Source organism: Vibrio sp. sp1 (assembly GCF_016920955.1).
Classification (GTDB): Bacteria; Pseudomonadota; Gammaproteobacteria; order Enterobacterales; family Vibrionaceae; genus Vibrio; species Vibrio alginolyticus.
Window position 1 is genome coordinate 786,557 of the sequence record NZ_CP060590.1, and the last position, 25,131, is coordinate 811,687.

Here is a 25,131-nt window from a genome sequence, read left to right on the forward strand (position 1 = left end):
TTTTGGCGCTAAGGGTAACGTTAAACCCATACGATTCCAACCTGCTGAGAGAATTTTTTAGCATGATAAATGGTGGCTTAACTGGTATGACCATATTAAAAGTATGGGTTGAAATGCTGCTTGTCAGCAAAACTACGCGTAAAATGTGCCAGCTTTTTTTGATATGTAATGAACAATGACAGCCAATACCGATCCTTATATTGAAATTCGTCCTTACAACGACGAAGAAATTCCAGCAGCGCTGGATCGTCTAATCCAAGATGATGAATTTATCACTGCTATCCTAGAACATCGCTTTGCTAATAAAGCAGCGTGGTTCAAAACGCTAATGAGCCCGATCCTGCGAATCTACCTGAAAGCCAAGTGGAGCAAGCTTGATTCTGTCGAAGCAATTCAGATTGAAGTGAAGAAGTATCTGAAAGATACATTGAATAAGACAACGGATGGCGTCACTTTTTCTGGTTTGGATAAGCTGGATAAAAACACGTCATACCTATTCGTTTCTAACCACCGTGATATTGCGATGGACCCTGCGCTCGTAAATTATGGCTTGTACCAAAGTGGGCACCGTACAGTTCGTATAGCGATTGGCGATAACCTGCTGAAGAAGCCATGTGCGACAGAACTGATGCGACTCAATAAGAGCTTCATCGTTAAGCGCTCTGCTAAAGCGCCTAGAGAAATGATGAAAGCATTGGGACAACTGTCAAGCTATATCAAACATTCGCTTGATACTGGCAATTCAATTTGGATTGCCCAAAAGGAAGGTCGTGCTAAAGATGGAAACGACTTTACTGATCCTGCGATTTTAAAAATGTTCCATGTTGAAGGTCGTAAACAAAAGATCAGTTTTGGTGAGTACACGCGTTCTCTGAAAATCGTTCCTGTCTCGATTGCCTATGAAAATGATCCATGTGACATTGCCAAAGCAAAAGAGCTGTACGAAAAAGCAGAAAATGGCCGCTATGAAAAAGGCGAATTTGAAGATATCGAAAGTATCATTCAAGGTATCGTTGGTTATAAAGGCCGTGTACATGTTGCGTTTGGTGATGTGATTGAGCAAGAGTTTGAAACGCCGGAATCTCTTGCTGGTGAAATTGACCGCCAAATTCACAACAACTACAAGTTGTACCCAATCAACTTGTTAGCTGCTGGGCATGAAGATTCGAGCATCATTACGGAAGCGGTTAAGCGTCATCTCGCGGATAAGTTGGATCAGCTACCTGAAGGCGCAAGACCTTATTTGGTGGCGAGCTATGCCAATCCTGTGAATAACCAAGAGTAATCTTCGTCACTGAACTCGTTGATTCAGAATGCCTTAAAGCCTCGGTCTGCCGGGGCTTTTGTTTATCTGCTCTTTAAGGTGCGACGGCGCCACCAAGGGTTAAATTGCTGGGCCATTTTGTGATCTTGTTACCACCTAAATAGATATTCCCTTTCACCGTCATTGTGTCTGGAAATACTTTCAGCGCTGATCCTCCAATATAAAGATTACCATCAACCACCAATCCTTCAGGAAGTTCAGAAATGGGAGTGCGAATAACACTTAGATCACCTTTTACTCGAAGTTTAGCTGGAAGCGCTTTTAACGGTGTATCTGTCAGATTTAGGTAACCGCCTAGTTTGATGCCTTTAGGCCAGTTTTCGATCTTACTACCTAGTAGGTTTGCATAGCCTTTTATCTTTGTTCCTGAGCGAATAACTTTGAGTGCGCTGTTAGTTGCTTCCAGACTGCCTTCAACATCAAGCCCTTTAGGCAAGGTTTTGATAGGGGTTTGTGAGATGTTTAAGTTACCCTTTACCACTAGGCCAGAGGGTAGTTGGGTGTAAGGCTTGTTTCTAAGATCAAGATTGCCGTAATTATCGATGTGACCAAACTTAGAATAGTAATCTAGCTCATATGCCAAAGGAGACGAGCAGAGTAGGATTGAAGTAAGGCATAGGGAAACAAAACGCATAGTCAAAGAGTTAGTTAAATACCGAGATCAACAGGTGCTTATCTTATACTTAAATAAACCTATTATGCATTTTTTGCTCACAGTTTTTGATTCATAACTTAAATATTCAAATTAGAGATACACGTTAAAAGTGTGCGCTTCTTTACTGAGCTAAGTAACTTCAAGCTTACTAAAATGAGATAAATTAAATGATTGAATGTGAAGCAGACCCAAGTGTAGAGGTGAGAAAAATATCAGTAGATATTTGAATAATATGAGATTCTTCCAAGAACTTCACAAGGGTCCTTGTTAGTATTATTGAGGTTTGAGGGAGATTTTCATGAAGTTAAAAAGTGTATCTATTTTTACCGCTGGTGTTTTTGCAGTACTGCTGTCGGGTTCCGTTTTTGCTAAATCATACAGTACACCAGAAAACAAAGCGCTAATAGTTGCTGACGGTAAGGTAGGTCAGCGTATCTGTTACTACGATGATAAAGCCTACACCACTGGGGCCGTGATTAATGTTGAAGGCGTATTACTGATGTGTACCGCTGAGAACGATTTTGAAACCAATGGCTCGTTAAAGTGGGTCGTGTTCAAAAAAGATAAATAAACGCGCCGAAGTTGTCTGTTTCATTTAGAGCGGTTTAAGATTAAGAGATTGGAAAAATAAAAAGCGAGCATCATGCTCGCTTTTTTCATTAACGCGCGAGTGAGCGAGTTTTTAATTCAAAGATAAGTTTTTCAGCACTTACTTCAAATTTGAATCGAGCCGTCGCTTGGTTCGATTCTTCGGTTATTTCTGAAACATTGTATTCAACATCAGCACATACTGATTTAGCGAGCTCGATGTATTTTTGTAGTTCAGACTCTAGCTCTGTTTTTGTCTGTGCGAAAACCGTTACGTCGGCAACTTCGTCACCTTCTTTGATGATAAAGCCTATCTCGCCAGCACAGCCGCAGGCCTCACATACTTGGTTTTTTTCTAATTCGACACTCATAACGAATCCTCTTGTAAATACTAAGGGTATTCTATCAGGTATTTGATCTGTATCTACAAAAATGACGACTTTTGCGTAAAAAAGGAACAGAATAGGCACTTGTTAAGTAAGGGTTAAAGATTGGATTACTAAATCATCAAGAACGTTAATGTGATATATATCAACATTTAAAATCAATTAACGAACATAGTGACGAGATTTTGCTCAGTCCAGTTGAACTAATGGTTAATTTATAAGACTATTTCTTGATTGATTATTTTTAATAATTATCATTCTTGGTCTTTGAATAGTTTCGATGAATAATTGGCGCAAGGTTTTGATGAGACTAACTTTTCGCCTTATTTTGAGTAGCATGTATTGACAAAAACATAACTGAAAATTACACATTACGCAGTGTAAAGACGTTATGGTTTGGAACTCGACATGATATTAAATAGTCGCAATACATATACCCAAAGCGCTTTCAAGTGCAGCGCTTAGCAACCTGATTTCTAGGTTTTCGCTAATCGAACCGCATCGGCGAGCCGGGTATAATGCTAAGAATGATTTCATTCTGGCCTCATTTAATAGTGAGTTAGATGGATTTACAAAGAGAAGAGCTTAAAATATGCCAAAGCGTAGTAAAGAAGATACCGAAATCACTATCCAAAAGATCATGGATGCCGTTATTGATCAGCTACTCAGATTAGGTTACGACAAAATGTCGTACACGACGCTAAGCCAGCAGACAGGTATATCGCGTACCGGTATTAGCCATCACTTCCCTAAGAAAACGGACTTCACCGCCGCACTGGATGGCCGTATCTTTAAAATGTTTATTGAACACTTAGAGTTTGATAAAGGATTAAATGCATTTTCACAAAGTTGGATTAAAGCGCTGGAAGATGCTGAGTTTCTCGCGATTTTACGACTGCTATTCCATCACATTGTCACCGCTGAAAATGCGCAAGAATTTGCTGCTAATGGTATTGACCGCTTATACAAAATGGTTGAAAGCCAGTTTGGTGCGGGTGGTGACAAAGAGCTTGAGTGGTTGATTGGTCGATCATTGATCCAAATGAGCAAGTAATAGCCTTTAAAGCACCAAATTCTGCCACTATCAAAGCAAAGGCCCGCAATTCTCATATTGCGGGCCTTTGTCGTATCAAAGTGTTTTAGAGACGGCTTAGAGGAGATACGCTTTATGCTGCGGCATGCACTTGAGGGAAGTCTAGCGTCGGATGTTTTGTCACAATAGATCGATAGCCATAAACTTGCTCAATGCGCTCTGACGTTAGTGCATTCCATGGCGTGTCATCACAAACTAGTTTCCCGTTATGCAAGAGTACAAGGCGGTCTGCGTACTGAGAGGCTAGATTCAAGTCATGTAACACCACAACCACCGCTGCGTTTTGTGCTTTTGCCGTTTCACGAGCAATCTTTAACGTGTTGTGTTGGTGGGCGAGATCCAACGCTGAGGTAGGTTCATCAAGCATTAAGATTCGTTTTTCGCCAGATTGATGTAGTTGTGTCATCACTCGTGCTAGATGCAGTCGTTGCTTTTCTCCACCAGATAAAGACGGGTACAGGCTTTCTGCTAAATGCAATACGTCGGTTTGTTCCATGTAATGTAAAGCCAGTTTAGTGGTTTCTTTATTGGACAGTGATAGCGGTATTGCCCCCAACTCTACGACTTCTCTGGCTAGAAATGGGAAGGTTAAGGTGCTGTGCTGCGGGAGCATTGCAATATGTTTGGCGCTTTTTTCAGGCTCCCAATCATGCTTTTGTTTACCGAAGTAGGTGATGTGATGATTCGAAGAGATCTCACCGCATAGAAGCTTGAGCAAAGTACTTTTACCTGCGCCATTGGGGCCGAGTAGGGCGGTCACTTCACCAGCTCGGATATCAATGTTGATGTCATCGAGCACCACACGGTTGCCATACGTCATCGAAATGTTTTTCCCCGATAAAACGATCTGGTTCATTACAAAATCTTCCCTTTTTGCTGGAACAATAAGTAGATGAAAAAGGGCGCGCCAATCAATGCGGTCACGATTCCAACTGGTAATTCAGCTGGTGCCACAGCAACACGAGCAAACATATCTGCGGCAGTAAGAAGCAGTGCTCCCATTAAGGCAGATATTGGTAATAGCGTTCGATGGTCAGGCCCAGCGAGCATGCGCCCTAAGTGAGGAATCACGAGCCCAATAAAGCCAATTGCACCACTGATGCTCACCGTAATACCAACACCCAGTGCAGAAAGTAAAATAAGCTGACGTTTGAGTTTTTGAACCGGAACTCCTAAGTGTCTTGCTTCTGATTCCCCTAACAACAGAGCATTCAGCGCCATCGACTTCTTCTGAAACCAGAGCAATAGGATGACGAGTGTTACAGCAGATAGAGCAATCCCTGACCAATTTGCACCAGCTAATGAGCCCATCGACCAAAGCGTCAAGTCTCGCAGCATCTGATCATCTGCGATAAAGTTCATGTAGCCAATCGCAGCACCCGAGAGCGCGCTGATGGCAACGCCGGCTAACAACATAATTGTAACTGAGGTACCAAACTTACTTGTGCCGAGTTTATAAACGAGAATAGTCGTTAGTGCACCGCCAAGGAAAGCAAAAAGAGGCAAAGCCGCTAAGTTCATTAGTTGCGGATAGTTTTGGCTAAATTCAGCAAATACAACAATAGCGAATGCACCACCAAGAGCAGCGCCAGCAGACACACCAATGATACCAGGCTCGGCTAATGGGTTACGGAACAAGCCCTGCATAACCACACCACAAATTGCCAAAATGGCGCCGATGAACATACACAAAATGGTGCGAGGCAATCGGATTTCGTTAATGACCAACTGAATGTGAGGAGCGAGATCAGAACTGCCTCCCGTTAGGCTACGCAAACTGTCAGCAAAGCTAATGTTCATTGGGCCAACGGTAATAGAGGCGATAGCAATAAATGCTAAAAATCCACTAAGCACTGATAACGTCGTTGAAAGGGGGATGCGTCTTAACAACATGTCATGTCTCTATGGGTAAAGCAGTGCATTCAAGCGTTTAGCTTCTGCAAGGCTTTTAAGGCCCAAACCACCTACCAGAGCATGGCCATCAATCGTTATGATGTCTTTGTTCTTTCCAGCGGGTGTTGCAGCAAGAAGCGGCATTGCTTTTAAAATTGCATCGGCACCACCCAACGTTTCATAGCTGCGACCACTAACAAGAATCACGTCAGGCTGCATCTCTACCATCGCTTCTGTGGATAGAGGCTTGTAAGACGAGAGTTGTGTAGCGGCTGGGTTTTGTCCGCCGGCGAGTTGAATAATTGCATCGGGTGTCGTTTGTGAGCCCGCAACATTTGCAGGTCGCCCTTCATGGATCAGCAGAAAGAGCACTTTCTTTTTCTTCGCTTGATCAGGTTGGTTTGCATTGAGTGCTTGTACTTGCGCCTGGACATCTTGCTTTAAGCTTTCAGCTTGAGCTTTGCGATCCATAAGGTTCGCAATTTGATCAATACGTTGATAAAGGCCCTCGACATTTGCATCAGTATTAACGATTTCTACATCTACGCCAGCCGATTTCAATTGGCTCAATGTTGTTTTCGGCCCCATCTCATCAGAACCAATGACTTTTGTCGGACGTAAGGCGAGCAACCCCTCCGCTGAAAGACGACGATGGTAGCCCACTTTAGGCAGTTCCATTCCTTTTGGTAATTGACTGGTGACGTCGATAGCAACCAAGCTATCTTTAGCGTCGAGTTCAAGCAAGAGTTCAGTGACGGCGCTGCCTGCGCTAACAACGCGCTCTGAGGATGGCGTTTCATTGGCAAAAAGTTGACTACTCGCAAGTAGGGAAATAGCTGCCGTGACAACAGCATGAATAGTGATGCGTGTGTTCTTCATTTTGAAAGGATCTCTATCTTACTTATTTTTATGATGGCTCTTCAGTGAGTAACTGAGTTGCTTGAATTCCGTTTTCTTGTAAAAAGCCGAGAAGTTGTACTAGCGACTGAATATTCGCGGTTTTTTCTGCTCCAATTACAATCGGTTTATCGCTTGACTTACTCTCTTCTAACAGCGCGAGGGTAAAGTTGTCCCAATCGATATATGTCTTGCCGTTAATAGCCCAGTAAGGCTCGTCTTTAAGAATATTTACCGTGATGGATTGCTTATCGACATCTGCAACAGCCTGAGATTCTGTGCTCGGTAAATTGACGTCTAATGAATCGAGTTTGACCGCTGCGGTTAACATCAGGAAAACCATGACGATAAAAATAATGTCTAACAGCGGTGTTAAATCGGGGGTTAAACCGTTACGACTATTTTCTTGTGGTGTTTTAATCATTTAGTTGCTGCCTCAATCTTCTCAGAAGAGCGCAGTGTTACTTTTGAGTGGTCTGGCGAGACATGCTGTAACGAGATACCTTCAAGCCATAAGTTGACGTAGTTTAAAGTGTGCTCAAGCTTGGCGATTACACGATCCGCCCACAAACCAATGATCTGCGCTCCTGAAATGGCAGGAAGTGCGATAATGAGACCCGCGGCAGTGGTGCGCATAGCAAGACCTAGGCCGTCAGCCAAATCATTCGGAGTGATATTCCCCGTTGAAACCGCGATGCCTTTAAACATGTCAATTAAGCCAAGTACCGTACCAAGCAAGCCAATTAAAGGGCTGATGACGCCAATCAGCGTCAGCAAACGAAGGCCGGAATGCAGCTGATGGCGTTTTTCTTGCAGCCAAATACCTGCGGCATCCTCTCTTAAAGATTTCGAGAAAGAATGATGAGCAAGCAACATCGCAACACCACGGTACAGAAGCGGCCGCTTATTCGACAACTCTTCAGCAAGTGCTTCAAGCTCGCTCCCATTTGTTGGGTCTAATCCTGTGAGCTTTTGGCGAATGGCTCGCTTTCCTACACCAAGGCTAATTAACACATGGAATAATCGCTCGGCGATGATCATCACCGTTAGAGCTGAGCAAATGATCAAAGGCCATGTCATCAGCCCAAATTGAGTTTGTAATTCTTGTAGTTGTTCCATTATCCATCCAACTTAAAACGAACAGGTACTTGTACTCGGTGAGCGACTTTTAGCCCACCTAAAATATGTGGTGTAAATTGCCACTGTTTGATCGCACGAAGTGCTGAGGCATCTAGCGACTCTGTGCCGGAAGACTCAATCAAAACCTGTTTAATCTGGTTACCATTCTCATCTAGCCATATCTCATACAAGGCTACACCCTCAATACCGCGTCTTTGTGCAGATCTTGGGTAACGGGGTTGTGTTGGTTGACTCACAAACGTTGGTTTGTCGACCAAGACAGGCTGAGACGTTGCCCCTTTGGATTGGCTCGCAGGTGCGGATTGTTGAGCTACCGTCTCTTTCTTCACTGGTTCCGTTTTTTTCTTTGGTTTCGCTTCGGGCTGAACCTTTTGCTTTGTTACGGTTTTGGTGGGCTCGACCGCTTTAGGTTTAGATTGTTTAACCGGTTCAGGTTTTTTCTCTACTACCTTCTTCTTAACAGCGTCTTTCTTGACGACCTGTTTTTTTACAATCTTCTTTTCTGGTTCAGGTTGGTCTTGAGGCTGCTGCTCTTTTGGTGGCGCTACATTTTCTGGTGTAGATTTTTCGACAGCGGGAGGAGCAGACACAAGATTTAGACTTACCGAACTTGCTGGGTTTCCAGCCGGCATCGCGAACACCTTTGTCTCTTGAGAAACAAAAAGAAGTGCGGCATGGATGGCAAGGGAAGCACCTCCTGCAATGACATATCTTTGTACGTTCACGGAATATCTCGGGAAACTATGAAAACTTGGGCAGATTATTACTTACAATGGAAATAAGATCAATTATCAATTGCATTATCATTACGCTCAAATTATGATTCTTGCAGAATTTTTAAGATCAGCTTCCATCCCTTACATGATGGGAGTTAAGCGAGTATATATGAGCGTCGATATCGATAAGCTTGATGAATCAGTGTTGGGCAGTGATAGTCCTGATCCATTGCGATTTGCTTTTGTTAAGAAGCATTCTGCACATGCCGGGGGAGCGAGCGTACCTGTGCCCTCGTCTCAACAACAGGCGATTTTTTCGAGTATTACGGCTAACTCAATTAAAGCGACCAATAAGCGCTGTCTTTATATTCATGTTCCGTTTTGTCGCGTTCGTTGCACTTTTTGTAACTTCTTTCAAAATGCTGCAAGTCGCACACTGGTTGATGAGTACTTTGAAGCATTAATGCAGGAGCTTAGAGAGAAAGCGGCATTACCTTGGACACAAAATGGTATTTTTCACGCCGTATATATCGGGGGCGGAACGCCAACGGATTTATCTCCAATACAGGTTCGTGTGTTAGGCCAGGCTATCCGAGACCACTTTCCTTTGGCCGCAGACTGCGAAATCACCTTAGAAGGTCGCATCAATCGTTTTTCTGATGAGTTGTATCAAGGCGCTTTAGACGGTGGGTTTAATCGTTTCTCTTTTGGTGTGCAAAGTTTTAATACACAAGTGCGCCGCAGCGCAAAACGTTTAGATGATAGAGAAGATGTCCTCAAACGGGTGAGCGAGATCGCCAAAGAAGACAAAATTCCGGTCATTATTGATTTACTCTATGGCTTACCTTATCAAACCAAAGAAGTGTTAGAGCAAGATTTAAATGATTTCCTCTCGACTGGCGCACACGGACTGGACTTGTATCAGTTAGTGGTTGGTGGGTCAGCTCCCATGCTCAACCTCGTAGAAAAGGGAAAAATCCCGCCACCTGCGACCACACCAGAAAAAGCGGGAATGTATGAGCTCGGTGTGAACTTTATGGCCAAACACCATATGAAGCAACTGAGTGTGAACCATTGGGCAATCGATAACCGCGAGCGCAGTTTATACAATAGTTTAGCCAAGACTTATGCAGAGGTATTGCCAATTGGCTGTGGTGCTGGAGGTAATATCGGTGGCTACGGGATGATGCAACACCGCACACTAGAGACCTATATTAAAGCGGTCAAAGAAGGTCAAAGCACCATCGCGATGATGATGAAGCAAAGCCCTCTAGAACCACTTTTTTCTGCACTCAAATCTGCGTTTGACCGTGGCATTGTTCAAGCAAATCAACTTCCATCATTTATGGGAGAGGACGCGTTCGGGTTTTTATTGCCTCTATTTAAAGTGTGGCAAGCGAAAGGCTTAGTACAACTACATGAACGTAGCGCAGTCCTTACTCTTGCAGGCAGCTTCTGGGCTGTGTCATTGGCTCAAAGTTGTATTCAGGTACTCACGTCAGAGATGAACGAAACCGTACCGAAAGCATCCAATAATTAATGAAAACAAATTGAATAAAAACGGAAGACACAATGGAATCAATCAAGCAACAAGTTGAAGTATTACTAGAGCAAGAACCACAATTATTGCCAGCTGCGATGGCAGAGCGTCTTGGCATTTCCGAGTTTGAGGTTGTTGCGGCTCTACCTCAGGAAATGGTGGCTATTGCACCAGGAGAGCAAGCGCAAAGCATCTTAGAAAGTTTGGTTGGTTTTGGCCCGGTGACGACCATCGTCCACTCTTTTGGTTCTATCTTTGAAGTTAAAGCGCCGTTTCCAAAAGGAAAAGTGGCGCGTGGCTATTACAATTTAATGGGTAGAGAAGGTGAACTGCACGGCCACCTTAAATTAGATAACGTTAAAAATGTCGCATTAGTCAGTAAACCGTTTATGGGTAGAGAGAGTCACTATTTTGGTTTTTTCTCAGAGTGCGGAAGCAATATTTTCAAGATTTATTTAGGCCGTAACGAAAAGCGCGAGTTGATTGAAGAGCAAGTCACCGCATTTCGCGCCCTACAAGCCGAATTAAAAAAGTAATCACAAACATAATCGAGGCTTAACTCGAATACTAATTAGTAAAGTCAGGTATCAATATGGATCAACAAGTTAAACAAGAGCGTTTGCAAGGTCGTTTAGGGCCAGAGATCAAAGAGTTCCGTCAGGAGCGTCGTACACTTCAGCTTGCAACTGTCGATGCAGAAGGTCGCCCGAATGTAAGCTACGCGCCTTATGTCCAAAACCAGGAAGGTTATTTCGTTCTCATTTCTAAAATCGCTCGTCATGCCCGTAACCTTTTAGAAAATCCAAATGTTTCATTGATGATGATCGAAGATGAAGAGTCTTCAAAGCAGCTGTTTGCTCGTAAGCGCTTAACTTTTGATGCGGTAGCAAATGTAGTTGAGCGAGACACAGAGATGTGGCAACAAGTTGTTGGACAAATGAAAGAGCGTTTTGGTGAGATTATTGATGGTCTAAGCCAGCTAGAGGATTTCGTTTTGTTCAACTTAAAGCCAGAATCGGGGCTATTTGTTAAAGGTTTTGGTCAGGCGTATCAAGTGTCTGGTGATGATTTAGTCGATTTTGTTCACCTTCAAGAAGGTCACAAGAAAGTCGAAAGTGCCTGATTGTTAACCGATCATATGAATGTCGATCATTTGGCATAATGAACGTTTAAAGGGAGTTAGGTTATACTGACTCCCTTTTTTATATTGGAACAAAAGCATGAAACCTGTAAGTAAGGAATTGAGCGAGATTTGCTATCCGTTTATTTACGAGGACAGTCCGGTTTGTGACTTTGAAATTACAGCAGATGAACTTTGTAGTCGTATTGGCCTTGTTCTCGCTATGGAGTTGGACGAGTTTAGCCGCGATATACTGACAAGAATGCAGCCTAATGTTTATCATCTAAATGGCTCGGTTCGCGGAAAATTAGCGATTACAGAGGCGGAAGTTGAAGAGTTAAAGGCCGATTATGCTTTGCTCAAGCAACGTATTGATGGCGGCTTCAAAGGCTTTGTTCTACCCGGAGGGCACCCGGCAGCCAGTCAATTGCATTTGTGCCGTTGCCAAGCTAAAAAAACGGTACGAGCATTAGTTGCCGTTGAACATACAGGTAAGAAGCAGCCCGCACCTATTTTGTTTCGTTACGCGAACTTATTAGCGAATGTACTTTACAGCCTAGCTTCTTATATTAATCATGCTCACCAAGTCAAAGAGACGGAATTCGTTTCTCGTAGTTACGCGATGCCAAAGAAGTGAGCTGAGAAATTAGCGGATGTGAGCATCAGGGATAGGACAAGCACTGCATTATATTCTCAAATCAAGTCGTCCAATAAGAGTTAAGAAGTCATAGCTTTGGCTTCTAGCTCTTTTGCTCCGCGAAGCATCGCTTCGATTAGTTCTCCTGCATTGAATTTCTCAAGTGCCTCATGCGCGCCAACTTGGTGAGCTCTGTCTACACAGATTTCGCTCGATAACGATGTGTGTAAAATGCGGTATGAATGGTTCAGAGAGGAATTATTCTGAACTTCAAATGCTAACTCATAACCGTCTAATCCGGGCATTTCAATATCGCTGACCAGAATATCAATTGGGCGATGAGCCGCAGCGTCACTTTTCATCAGTTCCAATGCATCTAAACCATTTTTACAGATTTGATACCCAATATTGATGCTATCGAGTGCGTCACATAGCTGTTTACGAGCGATGGAAGAGTCATCCACCAATAGAATACTGAGTGCTTTTAGGCGTTCTCGCTCAATATCTGTCAGCATTGGGATCTTTGAATTCTCGTACTGCGGATAAATTTTGGAAAGTAGCAGTTCCACATCCAGCATTTGAACCGTTTTATCCTCGTAGCGAGTAATTCCAGTCACGAAAATATTTTTTCCAGCGCTCGGAGGTGGCGTTTCAATAGCTTTCCAATCGCACTCAATGATCTTCTCTATACTACGAACCATAAAAGCAACCACGGTTCGCAAGCAATCTGTCACGATCAAGTAGCAGCTTTTATATTCTTCTTCACTTATAGGACGAAAGCCAACAGCCGCTGACATATCGATCACTGGTACTGTTAAGTTCCGTATCGTAACGGTTCCAATGACGTGATGATGCGAGTAAGGGATCTTTGTCGTTGGCATGTACGGGACGATTTCACGGACTTTTAGCGTACCGATAGCGAAACTCTGTTGCAGGGTGAGCTTAAACATCAACATGCCCTGAGATTGATTCGCTTTGCTAACGACTTTTGCCATGAAAATAACCTTATAAATACCACCGAATTGTGTCTAATCTAATCTTATCAGACGAAGGCTTCAACCATCGGAGAGACAAATGTGAGCTTTTTAGACAATCTTTTAGAGAATAGTGATTAACTGAGCAAAACTTGTTTGTATTTTAAACTCATTATGTAGACGATTTTATATTCCTCGTGTATTTGGGCCTTTACCGCTGAGCTATTATTAAGAAATGTTTGGTCTGTTAAAAAGGATTGGGTACACTTGCGCGACCAGAATAGTGAGAGATAGATCAATGGCAAATACAGCAGCCGCATTACATATTCTTGTGAAGCACAAAGAGCAAGCGGAAGACATAATCAAGCAACTGAAAAAAGGCGCAAAGTTTCAGACATTAGCGAAGAAGTATTCAACTTGCCCGTCAGGCAAACGCGGTGGTGACCTTGGTGAATTCCGCCGTGGTCAAATGGTACCTCAATTCGACAAAGTGTGCTTTTCTGGCGAAGTGTTAACGCCGCATTTAGTTAAAACCAAGTTCGGTTGGCATGTTGTAAAGGTGCTTTACAGAACATAAGGCTTGGTATCGACCTAAACATTGTCAGATGAAACCCACAAGCATTAAATATCATCTGTACGGTCTCTTTTCACCAATCACTACCGTCATGACATGGCAGATACATTCTGATCTGCCATGCTCAACCAAACGCTAATCTTTCCAAACTAGAAACTCATTTATATGCAGTTAACTTGGCTTTTCTCATAAGTCGTTATCCTATTTCAAGCTTTGGTATGAGAATACGTTTGCTGGTTGTATCAATTATCAATGCTATTCCTTGCTGGCGAACTTTGGTTCATGTTCGGGCGCCATTCGCATATGATAGCGACCTTATAAAAATTAACCCCGTTCATAATTTAAGATGTCCCTGACTCATAAAGACTATTTTAAAATCGCATTTCCTTTCATTGTTTCTACTGTTACCCAACCATTGTTGGGGGCGGTGGACACCGCGGTGATCGGTAAACTCGGTGTGGCTGAGATGATTGGTGGTGTGGCGATCGGCACCGTCATCATGAACACCTTGTATTGGTTGTTTGGCTTTTTCCGCGTAAGTACTACGGGGCAAAGTGCAATCGCATTAGGTAAAAATAGCCCAGAAGATCAAGCGAGCAGCTTATTTCGTCCTTTCGTGCTTTCGCTTTGCCTTGGCTTGATTTTCATTGCGTTGCAGTCCGTGATTTGGATGGGGGCAGAGCTGATTATCTCCCCTGATGCAGTCGTGGCCGAAAACGCGAAGATTTACTTCGATATCATGATCTTTGGTGCACCGTTTGTACTGCTGAACTACACCGTGATTGGTTGGCTGATGGGGCAGGCGAAAGCCAAAGAAACCTTGTTCACGCAAGTGTTTGGTAACGTGCTGAATATCGTGCTGGATATCGTCTTTGTGTTGTACTTCGATATGGGCATTGCTGGTGTTGCGGTGGCGACACTTATCGCGCAAATCTCGACGTTTGTTATTGGTGCGGTGCTGGTGTTGAAAACCTGTCGCTTCCCGCTGTTTGATCACATTCAGACCGCAAAAATGACGCGTAAAGATCTCAAAGTCATTGCGTCTTCCAATATGGATCTGCTGCTTCGTACTGTGTGTCTATTGGTGTTCTTCAACATGATGGCGCGTGTAGGCTCTCAGCTTGGTTCTGATGTGCTTGCTGCGAACGCAATCATGATGCAAGTGACCTTTATCGTCAGCTACATGTTCGACGGTGTAGCGAACGCGTCGAGCGTCTTTGCAGGTAAAGCGGTAGGGCAGAAGAATCCGACATTGCTTGATAACGTGATTAAGCTAAACACGCAATGGACCGCGGCGTTCGTTGTTGTCTTGACCTTGCTGTTAGTGCTGTTCAAACACCAAGTGGTGATGTTGTTTACCACCTTGCCAAACCTTGTTGAACTGTATCTAGACATGAGCCCTTGGTTATTGGCATTCCCGTTGGTTGCTGGTTTTGGTCTTACGTTTTACGGCATCTTTACCGGTACAGGGACGACGCGACCAGTGCGTAACTCTACCTTTCTAACCATGGTGTTGTTCTTAGTGACTCAATTGATTGCGGTGCAATATTGGGGCAACCACGGTTTATGGCTGGCATTCACTTTGTTCTACGTTGGGCGCTTTGTCTTCTTGTTTCGATACCTCGGTCAAGTTAAACAAAAGTGTCTTTAATTCACACTGTCACAAACGACCTAATTTAGATGTTCTTATAACAAGGGTGGAGCCATCTGCCCTTGTTGATAAATCTGAAAAAGGTGATGAAATAACCTTTCCGACTGGTTTCCTTGCTTTAACCCGCATGATATTATTTGTGATGTTATATTATTACATTTAGTTTATGCCGTGATTTCTCAACCAATACTCTCCGTTAATAATCTCAGCCTTACAGACTCAGAGCGTACACTCTTCAAAGACATTTCTTTTGAGCTGTCTCAAGGTGAAGTTCTTGCCATTATGGGACCTTCCGGCATTGGTAAATCCATGTTGTCGAAAGCCGTCGCAGGTTTTTTGCCGTCTGATATTTGGGTAGACGGAAGTATCCAGCTTAACAGCAGTGAAGTCGCACAAACTGCCATGCTGCAACGGAGTCAATCCCAGCGTCCCGCGGTCATTTTCCAAGATGCACTTAAAGCACTGAATCCATTGGCCTCTGTCGAGCAACAACTGTGTTTGGCATTGACAGGTAACAAAACACGCTTGTCTTCAGTAAACCGAGAAACGGTGACGACCTTGTTGTCTCAACTCGGATTTGCGGATCCAAAAGCAGCATTGGCGCAGCATCCAAGCCAGTTATCTGGTGGTCAGCGCCAGCGTATTTGTATTGCGATTGCGTTGCTTGGTAGTGCCAACTTGATCATCGCTGATGAGCCCACCAGTGCGCTCGATCCAATCACCGAAGCGGAGATCCTCGAGTTGTTTCGCAGTAGTGTTCAGCAACGCAACATCAGTGGTTTGTTGATCACGCACGATCTCTCTGCGGCTTTGGCGTGTGACAAAGTCTTGGTGATTGCGGACAACACCATGGTGGCTTATGGCGCACCATGGCAAGCCATTCAGCAAAGTTCGCATCCTTTCTGCCAACAACTTGCGCAACTGCTGCCTTAACCTCATCTCTGGAGCCTATTTTGACTAAGCACAACTTGAGCGGGCACACGCAGTCTAAATCGGCGGAAGTTCGCTTTGAGCAAGCCAGTGTTCATTATTACTCCAAACCAAGTTGGTTAGGGGGCAAACCGTTTAAAGCGCTCGACCAATTGGATCTTGCCATCGACACAAAGAACATTGCGATTGTTGGTCCTTCTGGTGCGGGCAAATCGACTTTGATTGAGCTTCTGTTCGGTCTTCGTAAGCCCACATCTGGTGAAGTGTATGTGTGTGGCTATCCGCTATCGCGCAGCTCGGCTAAGCAGCGACAAGAGTTGTGTCAGCACATTCAACTGATCCCACAAGAGCCGCAATCGAGCTTGAATCCGTATTACACCGTTCGTCAGATCTTACTGGAGCCGCTAAGCAATATTGGTTTAACGCAAGAGCTTAACGAGAAGGTGGAAAAGGTCTTGGCGGATGTCGGTTTGGATCTCACATTGTTGGATCGTAACCCGCAGCAATTATCAGTTGGGCAAGCGCAACGTGTGGCTATCGCCAGAGCTTTGATTGTCGAGCCTTGTGTGCTGGTTGCCGATGAGCCAACCAGCAGCCTAGATCCCGTCAGTCGTAAACAGATTCTCGACTTGTTGGCAGGCATTCAAAAGAGTCGTCAGATGCGCCTGATTTTGGTGACGCATGACCTCGATGCGGCACAAACCCTATGCGATGAAATCTTAGTGTTAGACAAAGGGCGTGTTGTCGAGCACGGCACGGCACAAAACGTGACAAATAACCCATCGCACTTGATCACGAGAGCCTTGATGAGCGCTCAACACAAAAGTAATGAATTCACAAAAACCATTGGAGAGGTTTCTTATGCACCTTAGTACTCCCAAGTTGGCTTTGTCGCTGGCTTTAAGCGCACTGCTGACGGGTTGTTTTGACTCTGGCGAAAGCAAGCCAGAAGCGGAAAAAGCAGCTGCACCGCAAGCAACGGAAATTCGCGTCGCCATGATGCAACCACCACGCACAGGTTTGTCACCACTTTCAGATGACGCGTTCAAACTGTCACGTTGGAGCACAGCAGAAACGCTAGTGAACCTAAACGATCAGTCGGTAGCAGAGCCTATGCTGGCAACGGAATGGGAACAAGTTGATCCGATGACGTGGCAATTTACGGTACGTAAGGGCGTTAAATTCCACGATGGTTCTGACCTTGACGCCAACGCGGTTGTGAACTCTCTACAAAAAGCATTAGATGCTGCACCTAAGCCACGTATTTTGGATGGTATCGAATGGCAAGTTCGCGCACTGGACGACTTCACTGTTGAAATCAAAACGACCTTTAATGATCCACTGTTGCCAAGCCGTCTATCTAGCCCACAGCTAGCGATCCTTTCTGGTGCTGCATATCAAGAAAACGGTCGTGTTGTGCCAATCAAAGCAGGTACGGGCCCATTCGTTCTGACAGAAATCAACGGGACAACCAGCGCAAAACTGAAGCGTTTTGACGGTTACTGGGGTGAAAAAGCAAAAGTAGACAGTATCTTTGCTGAATACGTACCAAACGGTTTTGCTCGTGCTGCAGCACTGCGTACCGGTGAGGCGGATGTAGTGGAAGCCGTTCCTGTTTCGCAAATCGCGATGATGGAATCTTCACAGCTGCACGAAGTCGCAATGCCGCGTACCAACACGCTTTACCTAAACAACAAATCAGATGTGTTTAGCCAGTTCGGTTTGCGTAAAGCAGCAGCTCAAGCGGTTAACCGTGAGCAAATCATCAAAACGGTTTACGAGAACCACGCCGATTCAGCGAAAGGTCTGTTAGGTCCAGCATTGGCATGGGCTCAACCAATTCGTGATGCGAACCCTCGTATGGAAACCATGGAAATGTGCCACGCGAACGGTGAGAAGATCACCATTGGTACATTTACCGACCGTGCTGAGTTGCCAGAAGTGGCGGTGCTGCTAAAGCAACAACTTGAAGCGGCTGGCTTTGTGGTTGAACTAGACGTTCGTGAATACGCACAAATCGAAAACGATGCACTAGCAGGTAAGTTCGATGCGTTCTTGTTGTCACGTGCAACAGTGTTGGATTCTGGTGATCCAGTGGCGTACATGCAAAGTGACTTTAGCTGTAAAGGTTCTTACAACCTAGGTCAGTTCTGCTCTGAAGAAGTGGATGCTGCATTGAAACACGCTGACCGTCAACCATTGGGTGAGAAACGCCAACAAGCGATCATCGAAGCAGAAAGCAAAATCCTTGAGCAATACGCTGTGATTCCACTGCTTCACGAGCGTGTAATCCAAGGTGAGAGTGATCGCGTGAAGAATGCACAACGTGACCCACGTGAGCGTCGCCTGATCGACCAGTTTACTGAGGTGAACTAACTCGATGTCGTCTGTTGCCAACATGCGCTCTCGTTGGAGCGCTTGTATGCCTGAATGGTTTACGCGTTTTTTGTCGCGCTTCCTGTCACTCGGGGTAGTGGTTGTGCTGGTGGGTTTGATGCCGGATATTGCAGGTATTGACCCAAGCCAATCAATCCTGCGTGCCCGTGCGGGTGCTCAACAATTGCTGACGGCGGAAGCTCTGCAAGCAATTCGAGAAGATCTTCAACTTGACCGCAGCGCTGCTGAGCGACTGTGGGATTGGTTGACGCTTGCCATGCAAGGTGACTTAGGTGTCTCTTGGGTGAGCGGGGCATCCGTCATGGAGAGCGTTCAACAAACCGCAAAAACGTCGCTATTACTGATGCTTACAGCGCTAGGCATGGCATTTGTAATGTGCATGGCGAGTGTGCTTTACACTGTGCGTCGTTGGCAACAGAATCGTTTAGATAAGCATCATGACACGCTCAGTTCGGTGTTGGTTTCATTGCCTGAATACGTGATTGCTTCGTTGCTGATCATGGTGTTTTCCATCTGGTTGGGCTGGTTCCCGCCTTATGGTTGGCAAGGTGTGCAAAACCTCTGGCTACCCAGTTTGGCAATGGCATTGCCTGCTGCTGGCTTGTTCGGGCGCTTGCTCAATGACAGCCTCAAGCGTGTATTAGATGAGCCTTGGGTGATCACTTGGCTATCGGCGAACGTCAGTCAGTTTCAAATCTTACGCTTTGCCTTGTGGCGTGCCGTTAGTAACTTGATTCCTCAAATCGCAATGACGGTGATTGGTTTAACCGGCGGTGCGGTTGCTGTGGAACAGGTGTTCTCCATTCCAGGTATCGGACGACTAATTTTAGGCGCGGCGAAGTCACAAGATCTGCCGATGCTGCAAGGTGGCTTGTTGGTGTTGCTGGTGTTCTCGATGTTGATCAGCAGTGCGAGCATCTTATTGCAACGTTGGTTACTCGGGCACAGTGTCACAAGTGGCAAGCTGATCAGCAGTCACAGCACGTTCCGTTTTACCCAAAGCACCACCAAACGTATTGTCAGTGCGACAATCTTTGCCTTGCTGATTGGTTGTGCGGGATGGGCGTTAATGCGCGATCCTTACACTATCCAATTTACCCGCCTTGAATCGCCAAGCTTAGCAGCACCGTTTGGTGCCGATGCGGTCGGGCGAGATCTGCTTGCTCGCGTTGGCGGCGGTATGATGTCGACAATCAAAATGGGCATCATCGCAACGTTCCTAAGTTTGGTGATTGGTTTGTTGCTCGGCTTCGTGACTCGTTATAGCCAAGGCTTAATTGAGATCACCAAAGGTGTGCCATACATTGTGGCGGGTCTGCTGATTGCTGGTCTAACGGGGATGAACCCAAACAGTGCCTTGATTGCGATTGTTATGGTGTCATGGGCACCATTAGCGGCGCACTGTGCAAGTTTGTTGATGGAAGCCAAAGCGCAGCCTTACACGCATCTTGCGCCCATTTGGGGAACCAGTCAGTGGCGAGTACTCCGTTACTACTTGTTGCCTTATGTGCTGCCGCCATTGATTCGTCACGCGTTTCTGCGTTTGCCATACATTACGCTCAGCCTGACGTCTCTGAGTTTTATCGGACTTGGCGTTAAGCCGCCAGAACCTGAGTGGGGCTTATTGATTGCGGAAAACTTGCCTTACATAGAGCGCTCACCATTAGGTGTTTTGCTGCCAATTTCAGGCTTAGTTTTGATGGCAATTGCGGTGAATTTGATTTTTGATGACAAGTGACGAGCAGCGATAAAGTGAAGTGAGCTTCCATATCCCAGATGTAATCAGTAATTTGGTAATTTAGAAAACAAAAGGATGTGTTTTCTGCCAGAAAGTACACAGCACGGTCTATGTATATTGGAAGCACCTATAAATTAACGAGTATAAAAGTTACGCGAACTCAGATGTTTAGGTAGTGTTACTCTTTATACACACGTAATCCTTTATCCGTTAATTCTTGAGTGACCACTTCGGATAGGTTTCGATCGGTAATAATTCCGTCCAATTGCTCGATGTCTAATGCATGAAAGCTCGCTATCTGACCGTATTTAGTTGAGTCTGAGATCAGATAATTGGTTTGTGCCGCCTTGATGATTGCTTTTTTAACGAGAACTTTATTTTCATTAGGTGTTGATAAGCCTTTCAAGCTCCAAGATGAAGTCGAAATAAAGGCGATATCAATATTTAGCCCATTCAAGAACTCTGCGACTTTTCCTCCAATGGTAGATTGGTTCTCGCGGTCAATTTTTCCCCCAGTGTGGTAAAGCTCACATTCACTGTGCGTCATAAGGAAAGCAGCAATAGAGAAGTCATTGGTGATCACTAAAAGATCATTACGATTTGCTATTTGATGGGCGATTTCTAGAGAGGTTGTTCCCGCATCCAAGTAAATCGTAGCGTCTTGACCAATTAACGTAGCCGCCAGCTTACCAATTTGAATCTTTTCATCCGCTTGTTGCTCGACCTTCGCATCATGGGAAAGTTCGGAATGTAGAGCTTGAGCGAGTTGCACTCCACCAGAAACAGAAACGACTTTACCTGAGGATTCAAGCTTCACGATATCACGACGAATGGTCATATGTGATACGCCAAGGTGGTCGGTTAAATCTGAAATGCTTAACACTTCTTGATGTGATAACAGGGATAATATGGTTCTTTGACGTTCTGCTGGGATCATAGTTTCACTTCTATATTCTTGTTTTTCAGTATCCTACCAATCTTTTCATTTGTTGTGAATATCTGTGAATTATGTTCTCAACGTTGTAAGAACAGCCTTCGCTTGTGTTAACTGCTCGGAATATCTCTGCCCATAAAGAGGTATATATCACGACATTGTTAATTTGTGTGAAAAAATGTGATTCAAAGCGAGGTCTTAGTATTAATCTTCACATATAATCACATCAACCAAACAAGAATTAACAAAGTTTAATAGACCAGAAGGCATTGTTTTTATGAGTGAAGTTCAATCTGTAGGTGTTATCGGTTTAGGCTCTATGGGAATGGGCGCCGCAAAGTCATGTGTGCGTGCAGGCCTAGATGTCTATGGTTTCGATTTAAATTCTCAAGCGCTTGAAGAACTAGGTTCATTCGGTGCAAAAGCTGTTTCTACGAATGCAGTTGAGTTTGCAGATAAGCTTGATTCGGTTCTAGTTCTTGTTGTGAACGCAGATCAAGTTAACACGGTCTTGTTCAAGACTGGTCTTGCTAAAGCGCTTAATCCGAATACGCCAGTAATGGTTTCAGCAACCATCTCAGCAGAAGACGCAAAACAAATTGAAGCGAAATTGGCAGAACACAACCTTGTGATGCTTGATGCACCGGTATCTGGTGGTGCTGCAAAAGCAGAATCAGGTGAGATGACTATTATGGCGTCGGGAGCGCAAAGCACATTTGATGCACTTGAACCAGTACTCAACGCAACGGCAGCTAAAGTCTACAACATCGGTGAAGCGATTGGCCTAGGCGCAACTGTGAAGATTATCCACCAATTGCTAGCAGGTGTTCATATCGCAGCTGGTGCTGAAGCAATGGCATTAGCGGCACGTGCAAACATTCCTCTTGACCTGATGTACGACGTGGTGACGAATGCAGCGGGTAACTCTTGGATGTTTGAGAACCGCATGAAGCATGTAGTTGATGGTGACTACTCCCCTAAATCTATGGTCGACATCTTTGTGAAAGATTTAAACCTCGTATCGGACACAGCAAAAGATCTCAAATTTCCACTTCCTCTATCAAGCACAGCACTAAACATGTTTTTGAGTGCAAGCAATGCTGGTTTTGGCCAGGAAGACGACAGTGCCGTTATCAAGATTTTTGATGGTATTGAGCTTCCAGGTGTAGAAAACAAACAGAAATAAGCGCACGTAAAACGGAGAAAAAATGATGTTATTAGGCGTTATCGCAGACGACTTTACTGGCGCAACAGACATCGCAGGTTTTCTTGTAGAAAACGGCATGCGCACAGTTCAGCTTAACGGTATTCCAAAAGAAGAGATTGATGTAAACGCAGATGCGGTCGTGATCAGTCTTAAATCTCGCTCTTGTCCTGTAGATGAGGCAATCGAGGATTCAGTAGCGGCGCTTAAGTGGCTGCAAGCAAATGGCTGTCAGCAGTTTTACTTCAAGTACTGCTCAACGTTTGACAGCACAGCAGAAGGTAACATTGGTCCTGTAACGGATGCACTGCTTGCAGAGCTAGGTGAAGCGTTCACCATTGTCTGCCCATCATTACCAGTGAATGGTCGCACAGTTTTCAACGGCCATCTATTTGTATTCCAAGACTTGCTAAGCGACTCAGGTATGCGTAATCACCCTGTGACACCAATGACTGATTCAAGCCTAGTTCGTATGATGGATGCTCAATCTCAAGGCAAATCTGGCCTGGTGAACTTCCAAATAATTGAACAAGGTCCAAAAGCGGTAATTGAGCGCTTTGAAGAGCTAAAAGTACAAGGCAACCGCTACGCAGTGGTTGATGCATTCAATGCAGAGCATCTTGTCACACTTGGCCAAGCGGCGAAGTCTCTAAAACTGGTAACTGGTGGTTCTGGTTTGGCTGCGGGTATTGCTAAGAACTGGATAGAGAGCCTTGAAGATCAAAGTGATGCGAAGCAAGAGGGGAACCCTAAAAAGGCACCAACCGTTGTGTTATCTGGATCTTGTTCTGTCATGACCAACCAACAGGTCGCTGTTTACAAAGAAAAAGCGCCACACTTTGCTATTGATGTGAAGGCGTGTCTGACGGAAGAAGACTACTCAAATCAAGTGTTTGATTGGGTCATGACCAACATCGAAAGCGAGTTCGCACCACTGGTTTACGCAACCGCAGATGCAGCGGCGTTAAAAGCGATTCAACAAGAGTTTGGCGCGCATGCTTCAAGTCACGCGGTTGAACAATTCTTTAGCCAACTTGCAATCAAACTTCAGCAGCACGGTGTGAAAAATTTCATCGTTGCGGGTGGGGAAACCTCAGGGGTTGTAACCCAAAGCCTAGCCGTAAAAGGTTTTCATATCGGTCCTCAAATCGCACCAGGTGTACCTTGGGTGAAGTCACTTGAAGGCGAGCTTTCTTTGGCTCTGAAATCGGGCAACTTCGGCGATGAACACTTCTTTGCCAAAGCACAGTCGTTTTTTGAATAGGTGAGGTTGTGATGAATAAAGAATTGATGACAGAACAACAACTGCGAGAGCAAATGGTCACTATGGCGCGCTCTATGTTTGAACGTGGCTATGCGACTGGCGGCGCTGGCAACCTTTCTCTAAAACTGCCTAATGGACACTTTCTGGCAACGCCAACTGGTTCTTCGTTCGGCCGCTTGATTGCTGAAGAGCTTTCGGTTGTGGATATTGATGGCAACCATATCTCTGGTGAAAAGCCATCAAAAGAAGTGGCTTTTCATCTGGCGATTTATCGAAATAACTCAAAGTGTAATGCGATTGTGCATCTGCATTCTACTTACTTGACGGCGCTTTCTTGTCTTGAAGGTCTAGATCGCGAGAATGCCATCAAAGCTTTTACACCTTACTTTGTAATGCGCATTGGCGAACTGCCAGTGATTCCGTACCTGCGCCCGGGCGACCCTCAGATTGCTGAAGAACTTGCGCAGCGGGCTAGTGACTACCGAGCTTTCCTCCTGGCGAACCATGGTCCAGTGATCACGGGTACGGACTTTGAAGATGCAGTGGATAACGCAGAAGAGCTAGAAGAGACAGCGAAGCTAGCGTTCATTCTTAAAGATAGCAACATCCGCTACTTAACGGATACTGAGATTCAAGACCTAAAAGGGAGAGGTAAGTAATGGCTAAATTCGCGGCAAATCTGACAATGTTATTCACAGAAGTTCCTTTTCTAGATCGTTTCGAAAAAGCACACCAAGCGGGCTTCAAAGCGGTGGAATACCTTTTTCCATACGCATTCGAAGCGCAAGAACTAGCAAGCAAGATACAGCAGTTTGGTTTTGAGCAAGCGTTATTCAACATGCCTCCAGGTGATTGGGATGCAGGTGAACGAGGTTTTGCAGCTATTCCGGGGCGTGAGGATGAATTTAAAACGAGCGTCGAGACTGCGCTGATGTACGCCAAGGCACTGAACTGTAAAAAGGTTCACGCTATGTCTGGCATTGTTGATTCACGCTTCACTCGTGATCAGCATATTGAAACCTTTATCTCAAACATTCGTTATGCAGCGGATAAGTTTGCCGAACAAGGTGTTGAGCTGATGATTGAGCCACTCAACAATCGCGATGTACCGAACTACTTCGTTGCACATCAACGTGAAGCGGTGGAACTCATCAAACAAGTGGCTCGTCCAAACGTGAAATTGCAGCTCGATCTCTATCACGCACAAATTATGGACGGTGATCTGAGTACGTTGATTCGCGATGTGGCGCCATACACAGGCCATATTCAAATTGCTTCTGTGCCTGAAAGGCACGAACCATCGGAAGGCGAACTGAATTACCCACACCTATTCAATGTTTTGGATGACTCTGGTTACCAAGGCTGGATCGGTTGTGAATACAACCCAAGGCATAGCACGCAGCTGGGCCTTAGTTGGGTTAAACCATACCTATAACAATTTTAATTTCTATCCATAAATAACTTGAAACCAATTAC

At 44.9% G+C, this 25,131-nt stretch carries 27 protein-coding genes; 17 read left to right on the forward strand and 10 right to left on the reverse strand.

The window, feature by feature from the left end:
- Nucleotides 1-175: 175 nt before the first annotated feature.
- Nucleotides 176-1,285, forward strand: a complete 1,110-nt coding sequence (locus tag H9L11_RS19005; protein WP_005385027.1) for a 1-acyl-sn-glycerol-3-phosphate acyltransferase — start codon at nt 176-178, stop codon at nt 1,283-1,285.
- A gap of 73 nt (nt 1,286-1,358) precedes the next feature.
- On the opposite strand, the gene H9L11_RS19010 is transcribed toward H9L11_RS19005, so the two are convergent.
- Nucleotides 1,359-1,958 carry a hypothetical protein gene (locus H9L11_RS19010; protein ID WP_033906776.1) on the reverse strand — a complete coding sequence of 200 codons (600 nt, stop codon included), beginning with the start codon at nt 1,956-1,958 and terminating at the stop codon, nt 1,359-1,361.
- A gap of 319 nt (nt 1,959-2,277) precedes the next feature.
- Between H9L11_RS19010 and H9L11_RS19015 the strand changes: the two genes are divergently transcribed.
- The gene (locus tag H9L11_RS19015; RefSeq protein WP_005375306.1) at nt 2,278-2,550 is read left to right on the forward strand and encodes a YnjH family protein; all 273 of its coding nucleotides are present in this window, start codon (nt 2,278-2,280) and stop codon (nt 2,548-2,550) included.
- Between the two features lie 88 nt (nt 2,551-2,638).
- Here the strand turns inward: H9L11_RS19015 and H9L11_RS19020 are convergent, their stop codons facing one another.
- Nucleotides 2,639-2,938: a YfcZ/YiiS family protein gene (locus tag H9L11_RS19020; RefSeq protein WP_005375307.1), complete on the reverse strand. Its 300-nt coding sequence runs from the start codon at nt 2,936-2,938 to the stop codon at nt 2,639-2,641.
- A gap of 607 nt (nt 2,939-3,545) precedes the next feature.
- Between H9L11_RS19020 and H9L11_RS19025 the strand changes: the two genes are divergently transcribed.
- The gene (locus H9L11_RS19025) at nt 3,546-4,007 is read left to right on the forward strand and encodes a TetR/AcrR family transcriptional regulator (protein WP_005385033.1); all 462 of its coding nucleotides are present in this window, start codon (nt 3,546-3,548) and stop codon (nt 4,005-4,007) included.
- A gap of 112 nt (nt 4,008-4,119) precedes the next feature.
- Here the strand turns inward: H9L11_RS19025 and H9L11_RS19030 are convergent, their stop codons facing one another.
- Genes H9L11_RS19030 through H9L11_RS19055 form a run of 6 tightly spaced genes read right to left on the reverse strand, consistent with a single transcriptional unit; the run spans nt 4,120 to nt 8,701 of the window.
- Complete coding sequence (locus tag H9L11_RS19030) at nt 4,120-4,902, reverse strand: heme ABC transporter ATP-binding protein (RefSeq protein WP_005385036.1); 783 nt, start codon at nt 4,900-4,902, stop codon at nt 4,120-4,122.
- The gene (locus H9L11_RS19035) at nt 4,902-5,939 is read right to left on the reverse strand and encodes an iron ABC transporter permease (RefSeq protein WP_005375318.1); all 1,038 of its coding nucleotides are present in this window, start codon (nt 5,937-5,939) and stop codon (nt 4,902-4,904) included. Before H9L11_RS19035 ends, H9L11_RS19030 begins: the two co-directional genes overlap by 1 nt.
- Nucleotides 5,940-5,948: 9 nt before the next feature.
- A complete protein-coding gene (locus H9L11_RS19040) occupies nt 5,949-6,818 on the reverse strand; it encodes an ABC transporter substrate-binding protein (RefSeq protein WP_005375320.1) in 870 nt (289 codons plus the stop codon).
- A 28-nt stretch (nt 6,819-6,846) separates the two neighbouring features.
- Nucleotides 6,847-7,260, reverse strand: coding sequence for a biopolymer transporter ExbD (locus H9L11_RS19045; protein ID WP_005375322.1), 414 nt, complete (start codon nt 7,258-7,260; stop codon nt 6,847-6,849).
- Nucleotides 7,257-7,955: a MotA/TolQ/ExbB proton channel family protein gene (locus tag H9L11_RS19050; protein ID WP_005375324.1), complete on the reverse strand. Its 699-nt coding sequence runs from the start codon at nt 7,953-7,955 to the stop codon at nt 7,257-7,259. The genes H9L11_RS19045 and H9L11_RS19050 overlap by 4 nt, the downstream gene beginning before the upstream one ends.
- Nucleotides 7,955-8,701, reverse strand: a complete 747-nt coding sequence (locus H9L11_RS19055; protein WP_172563903.1) for an energy transducer TonB — start codon at nt 8,699-8,701, stop codon at nt 7,955-7,957. Before H9L11_RS19055 ends, H9L11_RS19050 begins: the two co-directional genes overlap by 1 nt.
- A gap of 160 nt (nt 8,702-8,861) precedes the next feature.
- Here H9L11_RS19055 and hutW point away from each other — a divergent pair, with 160 nt between their 5' ends.
- From hutW to H9L11_RS19075, 4 genes are all read left to right on the forward strand, one after another.
- Nucleotides 8,862-10,232 (forward strand): heme anaerobic degradation radical SAM methyltransferase ChuW/HutW, encoded by a 1,371-nt coding sequence (gene hutW, locus H9L11_RS19060; protein WP_025768508.1) that lies wholly within the window; start codon nt 8,862-8,864, stop codon nt 10,230-10,232.
- A gap of 32 nt (nt 10,233-10,264) precedes the next feature.
- Nucleotides 10,265-10,768 carry a heme utilization cystosolic carrier protein HutX gene (hutX, locus tag H9L11_RS19065; RefSeq protein ID WP_005375329.1) on the forward strand — a complete coding sequence of 168 codons (504 nt, stop codon included), beginning with the start codon at nt 10,265-10,267 and terminating at the stop codon, nt 10,766-10,768.
- A 56-nt stretch (nt 10,769-10,824) separates the two neighbouring features.
- Nucleotides 10,825-11,355, forward strand: a complete 531-nt coding sequence (gene hutZ / locus H9L11_RS19070; RefSeq protein ID WP_005375331.1) for a heme utilization protein HutZ — start codon at nt 10,825-10,827, stop codon at nt 11,353-11,355.
- A 97-nt stretch (nt 11,356-11,452) separates the two neighbouring features.
- Nucleotides 11,453-11,989 carry an ATP:cob(I)alamin adenosyltransferase gene (locus tag H9L11_RS19075; protein WP_115386758.1) on the forward strand — a complete coding sequence of 179 codons (537 nt, stop codon included), beginning with the start codon at nt 11,453-11,455 and terminating at the stop codon, nt 11,987-11,989.
- Between the two features lie 80 nt (nt 11,990-12,069).
- Here H9L11_RS19075 and H9L11_RS19080 read toward each other — a convergent pair whose 3' ends face one another.
- On the reverse strand, nt 12,070-12,984 hold the full coding sequence (locus H9L11_RS19080) for a chemotaxis protein (protein WP_005385059.1): 915 nt from the start codon (nt 12,982-12,984) through the stop codon (nt 12,070-12,072).
- A 277-nt stretch (nt 12,985-13,261) separates the two neighbouring features.
- Between H9L11_RS19080 and ppiC the strand changes: the two genes are divergently transcribed.
- The 6 genes from ppiC to H9L11_RS19110 all read left to right on the forward strand — a co-directional run bounded on the left by ppiC (nt 13,262) and on the right by H9L11_RS19110 (nt 20,253).
- Nucleotides 13,262-13,540 carry a peptidylprolyl isomerase PpiC gene (ppiC, locus tag H9L11_RS19085; protein WP_005375342.1) on the forward strand — a complete coding sequence of 93 codons (279 nt, stop codon included), beginning with the start codon at nt 13,262-13,264 and terminating at the stop codon, nt 13,538-13,540.
- Between the two features lie 343 nt (nt 13,541-13,883).
- On the forward strand, nt 13,884-15,188 hold the full coding sequence (locus H9L11_RS19090; RefSeq protein ID WP_161441156.1) for an MATE family efflux transporter: 1,305 nt from the start codon (nt 13,884-13,886) through the stop codon (nt 15,186-15,188).
- Nucleotides 15,189-15,359: 171 nt separating this feature from the next.
- Nucleotides 15,360-16,121, forward strand: a complete 762-nt coding sequence (locus H9L11_RS19095) for an ATP-binding cassette domain-containing protein (RefSeq protein WP_205391397.1) — start codon at nt 15,360-15,362, stop codon at nt 16,119-16,121.
- A 20-nt stretch (nt 16,122-16,141) separates the two neighbouring features.
- Nucleotides 16,142-16,990 (forward strand): dipeptide/oligopeptide/nickel ABC transporter ATP-binding protein, encoded by an 849-nt coding sequence (locus H9L11_RS19100; protein WP_205391398.1) that lies wholly within the window; start codon nt 16,142-16,144, stop codon nt 16,988-16,990.
- Complete coding sequence (locus H9L11_RS19105) at nt 16,980-18,494, forward strand: ABC transporter substrate-binding protein (protein ID WP_205391399.1); 1,515 nt, start codon at nt 16,980-16,982, stop codon at nt 18,492-18,494. Before H9L11_RS19100 ends, H9L11_RS19105 begins: the two co-directional genes overlap by 11 nt.
- A 46-nt stretch (nt 18,495-18,540) precedes the next feature.
- The gene (locus H9L11_RS19110) at nt 18,541-20,253 is read left to right on the forward strand and encodes an ABC transporter permease subunit (RefSeq protein ID WP_170893358.1); all 1,713 of its coding nucleotides are present in this window, start codon (nt 18,541-18,543) and stop codon (nt 20,251-20,253) included.
- 178 nt (nt 20,254-20,431) lie between these two features.
- Here the strand turns inward: H9L11_RS19110 and H9L11_RS19115 are convergent, their stop codons facing one another.
- Nucleotides 20,432-21,190: a DeoR/GlpR family DNA-binding transcription regulator gene (locus H9L11_RS19115; protein WP_005375354.1), complete on the reverse strand. Its 759-nt coding sequence runs from the start codon at nt 21,188-21,190 to the stop codon at nt 20,432-20,434.
- Nucleotides 21,191-21,464: 274 nt separating this feature from the next.
- Between H9L11_RS19115 and ltnD the strand changes: the two genes are divergently transcribed.
- The 4 genes from ltnD to otnI are packed head-to-tail and all read left to right on the forward strand — an operon-like array spanning nt 21,465 to nt 25,090.
- A complete protein-coding gene (gene ltnD / locus H9L11_RS19120) occupies nt 21,465-22,373 on the forward strand; it encodes an L-threonate dehydrogenase (RefSeq protein ID WP_054574451.1) in 909 nt (302 codons plus the stop codon).
- Between the two features lie 25 nt (nt 22,374-22,398).
- The gene (gene otnK, locus H9L11_RS19125) at nt 22,399-23,655 is read left to right on the forward strand and encodes a 3-oxo-tetronate kinase (RefSeq protein WP_031777204.1); all 1,257 of its coding nucleotides are present in this window, start codon (nt 22,399-22,401) and stop codon (nt 23,653-23,655) included.
- A gap of 11 nt (nt 23,656-23,666) precedes the next feature.
- Nucleotides 23,667-24,314, forward strand: coding sequence for an aldolase (locus H9L11_RS19130; RefSeq protein WP_005385078.1), 648 nt, complete (start codon nt 23,667-23,669; stop codon nt 24,312-24,314).
- A complete protein-coding gene (gene otnI, locus H9L11_RS19135) occupies nt 24,314-25,090 on the forward strand; it encodes a 2-oxo-tetronate isomerase (RefSeq protein WP_047101720.1) in 777 nt (258 codons plus the stop codon). Before H9L11_RS19130 ends, otnI begins: the two co-directional genes overlap by 1 nt.
- The last annotated feature ends 41 nt before the right edge of the window (nt 25,091-25,131 follow it).

Coding starts and splice junctions, on each gene's coding strand:
- H9L11_RS19005 (WP_005385027.1), top strand. CDS start 176: ATGACAGCCAATACCGATCCTTATATTGAAATTCGTCCTTACAACGAC.
- H9L11_RS19010 (WP_033906776.1), bottom strand. CDS start 1,958: ATGCGTTTTGTTTCCCTATGCCTTACTTCAATCCTACTCTGCTCGTCT.
- H9L11_RS19015 (WP_005375306.1), top strand. CDS start 2,278: ATGAAGTTAAAAAGTGTATCTATTTTTACCGCTGGTGTTTTTGCAGTA.
- H9L11_RS19020 (WP_005375307.1), bottom strand. CDS start 2,938: ATGAGTGTCGAATTAGAAAAAAACCAAGTATGTGAGGCCTGCGGCTGT.
- H9L11_RS19025 (WP_005385033.1), top strand. CDS start 3,546: ATGCCAAAGCGTAGTAAAGAAGATACCGAAATCACTATCCAAAAGATC.
- H9L11_RS19030 (WP_005385036.1), bottom strand. CDS start 4,902: ATGAACCAGATCGTTTTATCGGGGAAAAACATTTCGATGACGTATGGC.
- H9L11_RS19035 (WP_005375318.1), bottom strand. CDS start 5,939: ATGTTGTTAAGACGCATCCCCCTTTCAACGACGTTATCAGTGCTTAGT.
- H9L11_RS19040 (WP_005375320.1), bottom strand. CDS start 6,818: ATGAAGAACACACGCATCACTATTCATGCTGTTGTCACGGCAGCTATT.
- H9L11_RS19045 (WP_005375322.1), bottom strand. CDS start 7,260: ATGATTAAAACACCACAAGAAAATAGTCGTAACGGTTTAACCCCCGAT.
- H9L11_RS19050 (WP_005375324.1), bottom strand. CDS start 7,955: ATGGAACAACTACAAGAATTACAAACTCAATTTGGGCTGATGACATGG.
- hutW (WP_025768508.1), top strand. CDS start 8,862: ATGAGCGTCGATATCGATAAGCTTGATGAATCAGTGTTGGGCAGTGAT.
- hutX (WP_005375329.1), top strand. CDS start 10,265: ATGGAATCAATCAAGCAACAAGTTGAAGTATTACTAGAGCAAGAACCA.
- hutZ (WP_005375331.1), top strand. CDS start 10,825: ATGGATCAACAAGTTAAACAAGAGCGTTTGCAAGGTCGTTTAGGGCCA.
- H9L11_RS19075 (WP_115386758.1), top strand. CDS start 11,453: ATGAAACCTGTAAGTAAGGAATTGAGCGAGATTTGCTATCCGTTTATT.
- H9L11_RS19080 (WP_005385059.1), bottom strand. CDS start 12,984: ATGGCAAAAGTCGTTAGCAAAGCGAATCAATCTCAGGGCATGTTGATG.
- ppiC (WP_005375342.1), top strand. CDS start 13,262: ATGGCAAATACAGCAGCCGCATTACATATTCTTGTGAAGCACAAAGAG.
- H9L11_RS19090 (WP_161441156.1), top strand. CDS start 13,884: ATGTCCCTGACTCATAAAGACTATTTTAAAATCGCATTTCCTTTCATT.
- H9L11_RS19105 (WP_205391399.1), top strand. CDS start 16,980: ATGCACCTTAGTACTCCCAAGTTGGCTTTGTCGCTGGCTTTAAGCGCA.
- H9L11_RS19110 (WP_170893358.1), top strand. CDS start 18,541: ATGCCTGAATGGTTTACGCGTTTTTTGTCGCGCTTCCTGTCACTCGGG.
- H9L11_RS19115 (WP_005375354.1), bottom strand. CDS start 21,190: ATGATCCCAGCAGAACGTCAAAGAACCATATTATCCCTGTTATCACAT.
- ltnD (WP_054574451.1), top strand. CDS start 21,465: ATGAGTGAAGTTCAATCTGTAGGTGTTATCGGTTTAGGCTCTATGGGA.
- otnK (WP_031777204.1), top strand. CDS start 22,399: ATGTTATTAGGCGTTATCGCAGACGACTTTACTGGCGCAACAGACATC.
- H9L11_RS19130 (WP_005385078.1), top strand. CDS start 23,667: ATGAATAAAGAATTGATGACAGAACAACAACTGCGAGAGCAAATGGTC.
- otnI (WP_047101720.1), top strand. CDS start 24,314: ATGGCTAAATTCGCGGCAAATCTGACAATGTTATTCACAGAAGTTCCT.